This window comes from Oerskovia sp. NPDC060287 (assembly GCF_042726775.1).
In the GTDB taxonomy this organism is placed as follows: domain Bacteria; phylum Actinomycetota; class Actinomycetes; order Actinomycetales; family Cellulomonadaceae; genus Oerskovia; species Oerskovia merdavium.
In genome coordinates, this window is the sequence record NZ_JBHXBO010000179.1 from 1 (window position 1) to 8,543 (window position 8,543).

Sequence of the window (8,543 nt, forward strand, 5' to 3'; positions counted from 1 at the left end):
CCGGGGCGGGCCCGGTCGGCGGCCAGCTCGGCCAGGATGACCGGGTTGCGGACCAGCGCGAGCTCCTCGACGGGCTCGACCTCGTCGGGCTCCGGGCTCACCGCATGGGTGCGCAGCGGCTTGACCCTGTCGATCACCATGACCAGGGCGAGCGACACGACTCCCCAGATCCCGAACGTGACCAGGTGCGAACCGACCGTGTCCCCACCGAAGTAGAGGATCGAGCGGATCGACTCCACGGCGGCCGGCATGGGCAGGATCTCGTGCAGGACCCGGAAGACCTCGGGCTCCATGTAGATCGACAGTCCGCCCCCGGACGCGGGGACCCCGACGAGCATCAGGATGCCGACCGCGGGAACGACCGCGAGCATCCCGATGAGCCGCTCGAGCACCGCGCTGAACATCGCCACGCAGAAGATCGCGACGATCCCCGTACCGAGCAGCGGCCAGAAGTGCCCGCTGATGCTCCCCGTGATCGGCCCGGCGATCAGCCACAGGACCGCCGACATGAACACGGCCCACCCCGCCACGATGGGCACGAGGCGGCGCAGCGGCCGGGACCTCGGCGCGGCGTTGGCCCCCACGATGATGATCATGAAGCCCGACATGACCCAGCCCATGGCCAGGTACATGCTCACCGAGCCCATGGTGTCGGTCGTCGACAGCGGGGCGACGTCCTCGGTCGTGAGCTCCGTCTGCTGCCCGGCGGCGACCTGGCCGAACACGGCCGTGACGACCTGCTTCGCGCTCGCACCGGCTGCCTGGTTGGTCACCAGGGTCGCGCTCGGGTGCTCCGCCGAGGGGAGCACGAAGGCCGCACTGACCGTGCGGTCCTGCACCTGGGTGCGGGCGTCGTCGACCGAGCCCACGGCTCGCAGGTCGAACAGGCCGGGCATGCTCTGGTCCAGCCCGTCGACCGCTTCCTGAGCCTGCTCGACCGTGGACCCGACGACCGCGACGGGCATGTCACGAGGGGTCGGGGACGACATGGCGCCGAGCATGACCGAGATCATCATCGTGACCATGGCGAGCGGGAAGAAGAGCAGCGCGGTGTAGCGCCAGCGGCGCGTCGCGGGCCGGGGCCCGCCGTGCAGCGACGGCACGGTGACGGGCGGCGGGCCCGCGTCCGGGTTGCGGCGCCGCTTGCGGGCGTCGAACGCGAGCGTCAGCACCAGGGCCACGACCGCGCCGACGACCAGGACCAGCAGGTGGGAGCCGACGCCCGACCCGTCGAAGTACAGGACCGAGCGGAGCGCCTCGCCGATCGCCGGCATGGGAAGGAACGCGTGCAGGAAGGTGAAGAACTCCGGCATGGTGTAGACGCTCATGCTCATGTTCGAGGCCGGCATGCCCAGCACCGTCAGGAGGAGCATGGCCGCGATCACCGCCATGGGCCCCAGGAAGCGCGTCAGCAGGAGCTGGACCGCTCCGACCGCGAAGACGCCCAGCCAGGCGATGCCCAGCACCTCCGGGGTGTGACCCTGCACCACGCCGAGCATGGGCCCCGTCACGGTCCAGACGAGCGCCGCGACCAGGGCGGCCCAGCCGGCGAGGAGCGGCACGGCCCGACGGAAGCGCAGGAGCTCGGGCGAGTTGGAGAGCGTCACGCTGAAGGGCAGGTAGCCGGCCATGACCAGTGCCGTGGCCAAGAACATCGCTCCCAGGCCCGCCGGGTCGAACGCGGGCAGCGGCGCGAGGTCCTCGGTCCCCAGGGTCAGCCCCTGGGCCAGGACCTGCGGGGCGAGCATGCCCGTGACGGTCGAGGACTGCGACGACCCGGCCGAACCTGCCGTGTACACCGTCGCCTCGCCGTCGACGATGTGCACGGCTCCCGACACCTCCCGGTCGAGCACGAGCTCGCGGGCCTCCTCGTCCGAACCGACGATACGGACGTCGACCGCGTCGGGGTCGGCGGCCTCGAGCGCCTCGGCGAAGGCCCGCGCGTCCGGCGCGGTGCCCGTGACGGCGATCGGCATGTCGTGCGGCGTCGGGGCGTGCATCGTCCCGAGGTAGCCGCTGATCATCATCGACACCATGACGAGCGGCATGAAGAACATGGCCACGTAGCGGCCGATGGTCTCGGCCTTGGCCCGCTTGAGGGCGGCCGCCTCGGCCGCAGCCTCGGCGACGCCCTCTGCACCGTCCGTCGTCGGAACGGGCGGCGATGCGGGGTCCGGTAACCCCGTGCCCGAGGTGCGCGGGGGTGTCTGGTTGCTCAAGTGTGTGCTCCTGTACGGCGTGGTGGGAGGGCGACGTGCGGCCCCGTGCGCCGTTGCAAGGGCGCCGCCTCGATGTGCGGCTGGGATGGTCCAACTCGACGAGATTACGCCACGTGGCGTAAAAATGTCACGTGGTGGACGCGAGGGTCCCGCCCAGCGACGCGACGGGCACCCCCGTCGATCAGGTGGCATGATCACCGCACCCGGACTCGAGGCCGGGAGTCCTCGCAGGTCAAGGCCTCGACGGGCCGTGGTCGAGGCATGCTCGGGAACATGAGAGACCATCACGAGAAGAGGCCCACCGCATGGGACAGCACAGCGACCGGGCGCGCGAGACGCTGCTGAACTCGGCCGAGGAGCTCTTCGCCCGCTACGGCATCGACGCGGTGTCCAACCGCCGGATCACCGAGCACGCGGGCACGGCCAACCACTCGGCCATCGCCTACCACTTCGGCGGCCGCGACGAGCTGCTGCGTGCGCTGCTCGACCGGCACCTCGAGGAGATGAACCGGCGCCGGACGGCGCTCGTCGCCTCTCTGAGCGACGACGCCGGCGTGCGAGACCTGCTCGCCTGCCTGCTCCTGCCGTGGATCGAGCACCTGGCGTCGTTGCCTGTCCCCAGCTGGCGTGCACGGTTCGTGTTCCAGGTCCGCACGGTCCCCTCGGTCGCCGAGGCGCTGGCCGGACTGACCACGGCGAACCCGGTCGTCGAGGACCTCATCAGCCGTCTGCAGGCGGCTCTGAGCGATCTCCCGCCACGCGTGGTCCGGGGCAGGTTCGAGATCCTCGGCCCCATGACCCTGGGCATCTGCGCGGGGCACGAGGCCCGTGTCCACGAGGGGGCCCCGCCGACCTGGACCGGGGTCGGCTACTTCCTGATCGACGCGTGCGCAGGCATGCTGTCGGCACCCGTCACGCACCCCGACGACTACCTCACGGTCCCCAGCACACCGTTCCTCCTGTGACCGGGTGAGTCCGTCCGCCCTCTTCGACGGCCCCGCTCACCCCTGCGCGGCCAGCCACTCCCTGACGTCCTCGAGCTGCGTCAGGATCGTGGTCAGGTCCTGCGTGAGGTGCTGACCTCGCGCGGCCGCGACGCAGCGGTCGACCTCGTCGAGCATGCGTCGGGCCGTCCCGGCGTCGTCGAGGCGCACGGCCAGCTCGGCCCGGTAGGCCTGGGCCTCGACCCGGTCGCGCGCCGACGCCCCGGCGTCCCCGAGGGCCTCCTCGCGCCGCAGCGCTCCGTCGAGGATCTTCGCGGCCTGCCCGACGTCGCCGCGCGAGTCCGCCTGGACCACCGCGTTCGAGACGGCTCGCAGCAGGCGGGACTCACCCTCCAAGGCCGCGCCGAGCTCGGCCGCGTCGACGGCCGGCACGTCGGGCACGGAGCCGGTCGCCTCGGCTGCGTCGACCGTGTCGCCCGCCGGACCGTCGCCGGCCCGCCGCACGACGCGGATCCAGTTGCCCGAGGGGTCCACCAGGCTGAAGCCACTCAGCCCGTCGGCGTTCGCCCGGCGGCGAGGCCTGGTGATCCGGGGGAACCCGCTCAGGGGGAGCCTCCCGTGGGCAGCGCGCAGGCCTGCTGCCCACGCGTCGTACAACGGCTCGGTGTCGTCGACCACGACGAGGCACGAGCCGTACGAGTCCTCCGGCCGGAAGCCCTCGATCCCGAAGTAGTGCAGGTCGATCCCCTCCCGCCGGAGCGCGAGGTACGGGTTCGGCCGGGTCTGCCGGTAGGTGACCTCGAACCCGAGAGCCGCAGCGAAGTCGCCGATCTCGTCGATCGACGCGCAGGGCAGCAGGGGGACCATCGACTCGTTCGCCATGTCCCCATCCCACCACCAGGCACAGGAGTCGACCACCGCCCGGCCCCGACCTGCGCGACCGGGGCACGCGGCGAGACGACCGCACGCGGAGGGGACGCCGTCGGGCGGGCCCTGGTCGCGGCGCGACGGCCCTCCCCTGCGCGCGCCTCGGCGGCGCCCCGGCTCGGCCCGCGGGGACTCCCCAGCAGGTCAGGCCGCGACCACTCCTCCAGATCAGGCCGCGACCGCTCCTCCAGATCAGGCCGCAGCCGCCTGGGCCACCCGCACCATGTTTCCCGACGGGTCCCTGAACGCGCAGTCGCGCGGTCCCCAGTCCTGGTCCATGGGCTCCTGGAGGACCTCGGCCCCCGAGGCCCGGACGGTCTCGAAGAGCGCGTCGACGTCGTCGGTCTCGAACACGAGGATCGGCAGGACACCCTTGATCATGAGCTCCTGGAGCGCGTCCCCGTCGGCCTGCGACCGGCCCGCGTGCGGGGCCGACAGCACGATCCCGAGCCCCGGCTGCACGTCGGAACCGAGGGTCACCCAGCGGAACCCGCCCGCGCCCACGTCGTTGTGCACCTTGAGGCCGAGCGCGTCGCCGTAGAAGGTGATCGACTCGTCGACGTCGTTGACGGTGATGTTGCAGAACTTCAGCGAGATGGTCATGACGGCGACTCTAGGACGAGGCCCGTGCGCTCGCTTCTCCGATCCTGCTCGATGCTCGCGCGGCCGTGCCGGACGTGCCGGACGTGCCGGACGGGCCCGTCGCGCCCCGGGCCGGGCGCGTGACGACCTGCGCGACGCACGGGGGCATCGCCTTCACGGCGGCGTGCTCGCGGCTCCGGTACACCGACGGGGGCTCGCCCACGATCTCCGCGAACTTCGCGCTGAACGAACCGAGCGACGTACACCCCACGGCCATGCACGCGTCCGTGACGCTCGCTCCGCCACGCAGCAGAGCCATGGCGCGCTCGATCCGGCGCGTCATGAGGTAGCAGTAGGGCGTCTCGCCGTAGGCCGCGCGGAACCGGCGCGAGAAGTGCGCCGGAGACATGAGCGCCTTGCGCGCCATGGTCGGGACGTCGAGCGGGGCCGCGTACTCCCGGTCCATCAGGTCGCGGGCGCGGCGCAGCAGGACGAGCTCCTCGAGCTCCTGCGGGGTCATGCTCCGAACGTAGCACCGGGCCCCCTCGGCCGGCAGGACCGGGGCCGGGTCCAGAGCGACCGTCGGTCGACGGCGGCCCGGACCCGGCCCCGGGTCGTCAGGAGCGCGGGGCCTCAGCCCTGCGCGAGCCTCGTGAGCAGCAGCGCCTCGGCCAGGACGACCTTCTCGAGCTCGCCCAGGTGGACGGACTCGTTGGCGCCGTGAGCACGCGAGTCAGGGTCCTCGACGCCCGTGACCAGGATCGCCGCGTCCGGGAAGACGTCGAGCAGGTCGGCGATGAACGGGATCGAGCCGCCGATGCCGATGTCGACCGGCGCGGTGCCCCACGACGTCTCGAAGGCCCAGCGCGCGGCCTGCATCGCCGTCGAGTCGGTCGGCGCCTGGAAGGGCTTGCCGAGCTCGCCGTCGCGGACCGTGACCTGTGCGCCGAACGGCGCGTTCGACTCGAGGTGCGTGCGCAGCGCGGCGAGCGCGGCGACGGGGTCCTGGCCGGGCGCGATGCGCAGCGAGAGCTTCGCGGTCGCACGCGGGGTCAGCGTGTTGGACGCGTGCGCGACGCTCGGGGCGTCGATCCCGATGACCGACAGCGCGGGCTTGGTCCACAACCGGCCGGACAGCGCGCCCTCCCCCGCGAGGCGCACCCCGTCGAGGACCGAGGAGTCGGCGCGGAAGTCCGCCTCCTCGTAGTCGACGCTCGGGTCCGGCGCAGACACCAGCCCGTCGACCGCGACGTTGCCCTGGTCGTCGTGCAGGGTCGTGATCAGGCGGGCGAGCAGCGTGAGCGCGTCGAGGACCGGGCCGCCGAACATACCCGAGTGGACCGCGTGCCCCAGCACGGCGACCTCGACCTCGCAGTCGACGAGCCCGCGCAGGCTCGTCGTGAGCCCCGGGACCCCGACCTTCCAGTTCGAGGAGTCCGCGACGACGATCACGTCGGCCGCGAGCAGGTCCTCGTACTGGTGCAGGAAGGGCAGGAAGCTCGGCGAGCCGACCTCCTCCTCGCCCTCGACGAAGACCGTGACACCGATCGGCAGGTCGTCCCCGAGCGCGGCGAGGGCACGCAGCGCACCGACGTGCGCGACGATCCCGGCCTTGTCGTCGGCCGCACCGCGGCCGAACAGGCGACCGTCGACCTCGGTCGGGACGAACGGGTCGGTGTCCCACGCGGCGGCGTCGCCCGGGGGCTGGACGTCGTGGTGCGCGTAGAGCAGGACCGTGGGTGCGCCCTCGGGGGCCGGGCGGCGCGCGACGACCGCGGGCGCGCCGAGCGGGCCGGCGACCCCGGTCGCCTGCAGGATCTGCACCTCGGGCAGGCCTGCCCCGCGCAGGAGCTCGGCCACGGCCTCGGCGCTCGCCGCGACGTGCGCCTGGTCGAAGGCCGCGTTCGACACGGACGGGATGCGCACGAGCGCCTCGAGGTCCTCGCGCAGGGCGGGGAAGAGGTCGGCGACCCGGGCGCGCAGGTGAGCGACGTCGTCGGGCTCGGAAGGAGTACTGGTTCCAGGTGTGCTGTTCACCCGGCCAACGCTACCCGCCGGTACGTTCCCGGTCCGGCCCGCACCCGTGACGAGGCAGCCCCCGTCCTCGACTACGCTGGACCTGTGTTCTCACGCAACAAGTCCTCCGCGCCCTCGTCGAACGACGCCCCCGATCCCGTCGCCGCTGCGGCCGAGATCGAGAAGGCCGGCGGCAAGGGCAGGCCGACGCCCAAGCGCAAGGTCTCCGAGGCCGCCAACAAGCGCCCGCTCGTGCCCTCGGACCGCAAGTCGGCGGCCAAGACGGCGCGCCAGCAGCAGCGTGACGCACGCGACCGCCAGTTCCAGGCCATGCAGACGGGCGACGAGCGCTACATGCCCGCCCGGGACAAGGGCCCCGTCAAACGCTACGTGCGCGACTACGTGGACGCCCGCTGGAACCTGGGCGAGTTCTTCCTGCCCGTGGCCCTGGTGTTCATCGTCCTGACGTTCGTGTTCAACCAGAACCTGAACATGGCGACGATCATCATCTTCGTGCTCTACGGGATCGTGCTCATCACGATCATCGACGCGTTCATCATGTGGCGTTCGCTCAAGAAGCGCCTGATCGCGAAGTTCGGGCCGAGCGCCCCCAAGGGCAACGCCATGTACGCCGTGATGCGCGCGTTCCAGCTGCGCCGCGCGCGCCTGCCCAAGCCCATGCACAAGAAGCACGGCTCCTTCCCCGAGTAGTCGCCGGCCGGTCCGCCGGACGGACCGGAGTTGCACCGAGGTGCCCCGGGCAACCTAGTGTTGTCCCCATGCCCAACTACCGCTTCCTCGGCAACTCCGGTCTCAAGATCTCCGAGATCACCTACGGCAACTGGCTCACCCACGGCTCGCAGGTCGAGAACGACGTCGCCACCCAGTGCGTCCACGCCGCGCTCGACGCCGGCATCACCACGTTCGACACCGCGGACGTCTACGCGAACACCAAGGCCGAGCAGGTCCTCGGCGACGCCCTCAAGGGCCAGCGCCGCGAGTCGCTCGAGATCTTCACCAAGGTCTACTGGCCCACGGGCCCCGGCGGGGCCAACGACTCGGGCCTGTCGCGCAAGCACGTCATGGAGTCCATCAACGGCTCGCTCCAGCGCCTCGGCACCGACTACGTCGACCTCTACCAGGCGCACCGCTTCGACCAGTCGACCCCGCTCGAGGAGACGATGCAGGCGTTCGCCGACATCGTCCGCCAGGGCAAGGCCCTCTACATCGGCGTGAGCGAGTGGACCGCGGACCAGATCCGTGCGGGTCACGCCCTGTCGAAGGAGCTCGGCTTCCAGCTCATCTCGTCCCAGCCCCAGTACTCGATGCTGTGGCGCGTCATCGAGGACGAGGTCGTCCCGACCTCGCGCGAGCTGGGCCTGTCCCAGATCGTCTGGTCCCCCGTCGCCCAGGGCGTCCTGTCCGGCAAGTACCTGCCCGGCCAGCCCGCCCCGGCAGGTTCGCGTGCCACGGACGCCAACGGCTCGCGCTTCATCCAGCAGTTCATGACCGAGGACGTGCTCACGCGCGTCCAGCAGCTCAAGGCCGTCGCCGACGAGCTGGGTCTGACGCAGGCACAGCTCGCGGTCGCGTGGGTCCTGCAGAACGACAACGTCGCAGCCGCCCTGATCGGCGCCTCGCGCCCCGAGCAGGTCGCCGAGAACGTCAAGGCCTCGGGCGTGGTCATCCCCGCCGAGCTCATGACGAAGATCGACGAGATCCTCGGCGACGTCGTCGAGCGCGACGCCGGCAAGACCGCCGCCGGAGCCCCCGGACCGCGCTGACCCTTGCTCTCAGGCCCGCGGCCACGCCGCAGGTCTGGTCGTCCGACGGCGGCCCCCGGTGCTCACCGAGC

At 71.8% G+C, this 8,543-nt stretch carries 8 protein-coding genes; 3 read left to right on the plus strand and 5 right to left on the minus strand.

Annotated features, from left to right (window positions below; all coding sequences use genetic code 11):
* Positions 1-2,219: ABC transporter permease (locus ACFWFR_RS14530; protein WP_377623422.1), on the minus strand; the 2,219-nt coding region annotated here is incomplete at its 3' end.
* Between the two features lie 305 nt (positions 2,220-2,524).
* Between ACFWFR_RS14530 and ACFWFR_RS14535 the strand changes: the two genes are divergently transcribed.
* Entirely contained in the window at positions 2,525-3,184 is a 660-nt protein-coding gene (locus tag ACFWFR_RS14535; protein WP_377623423.1) for a TetR/AcrR family transcriptional regulator, read from the plus strand.
* 36 nt (positions 3,185-3,220) lie between these two features.
* Here the strand turns inward: ACFWFR_RS14535 and ACFWFR_RS14540 are convergent, their stop codons facing one another.
* The 4 genes from ACFWFR_RS14540 to ACFWFR_RS14555 all read right to left on the minus strand — a co-directional run bounded on the left by ACFWFR_RS14540 (position 3,221) and on the right by ACFWFR_RS14555 (position 6,709).
* On the minus strand, positions 3,221-4,045 hold the full coding sequence (locus tag ACFWFR_RS14540) for a VOC family protein (protein ID WP_191805867.1): 825 nt from the start codon (positions 4,043-4,045) through the stop codon (positions 3,221-3,223).
* A gap of 237 nt (positions 4,046-4,282) precedes the next feature.
* The gene (locus ACFWFR_RS14545) at positions 4,283-4,693 is read right to left on the minus strand and encodes a VOC family protein (RefSeq protein ID WP_354511576.1); all 411 of its coding nucleotides are present in this window, start codon (positions 4,691-4,693) and stop codon (positions 4,283-4,285) included.
* A gap of 10 nt (positions 4,694-4,703) precedes the next feature.
* Positions 4,704-5,192, minus strand: coding sequence for a helix-turn-helix transcriptional regulator (locus tag ACFWFR_RS14550; RefSeq protein WP_377623424.1), 489 nt, complete (start codon positions 5,190-5,192; stop codon positions 4,704-4,706).
* Between the two features lie 113 nt (positions 5,193-5,305).
* Positions 5,306-6,709 (minus strand): dipeptidase, encoded by a 1,404-nt coding sequence (locus ACFWFR_RS14555; protein ID WP_191805864.1) that lies wholly within the window; start codon positions 6,707-6,709, stop codon positions 5,306-5,308.
* A gap of 84 nt (positions 6,710-6,793) precedes the next feature.
* Here ACFWFR_RS14555 and ACFWFR_RS14560 point away from each other — a divergent pair, with 84 nt between their 5' ends.
* Both ACFWFR_RS14560 and ACFWFR_RS14565 read left to right on the plus strand, forming a co-directional pair.
* Complete coding sequence (locus tag ACFWFR_RS14560; RefSeq protein ID WP_354511572.1) at positions 6,794-7,399, plus strand: DUF3043 domain-containing protein; 606 nt, start codon at positions 6,794-6,796, stop codon at positions 7,397-7,399.
* Positions 7,400-7,467: 68 nt separating this feature from the next.
* Positions 7,468-8,472, plus strand: coding sequence for an aldo/keto reductase family protein (locus tag ACFWFR_RS14565; RefSeq protein ID WP_191805862.1), 1,005 nt, complete (start codon positions 7,468-7,470; stop codon positions 8,470-8,472).
* The last annotated feature ends 71 nt before the right edge of the window (positions 8,473-8,543 follow it).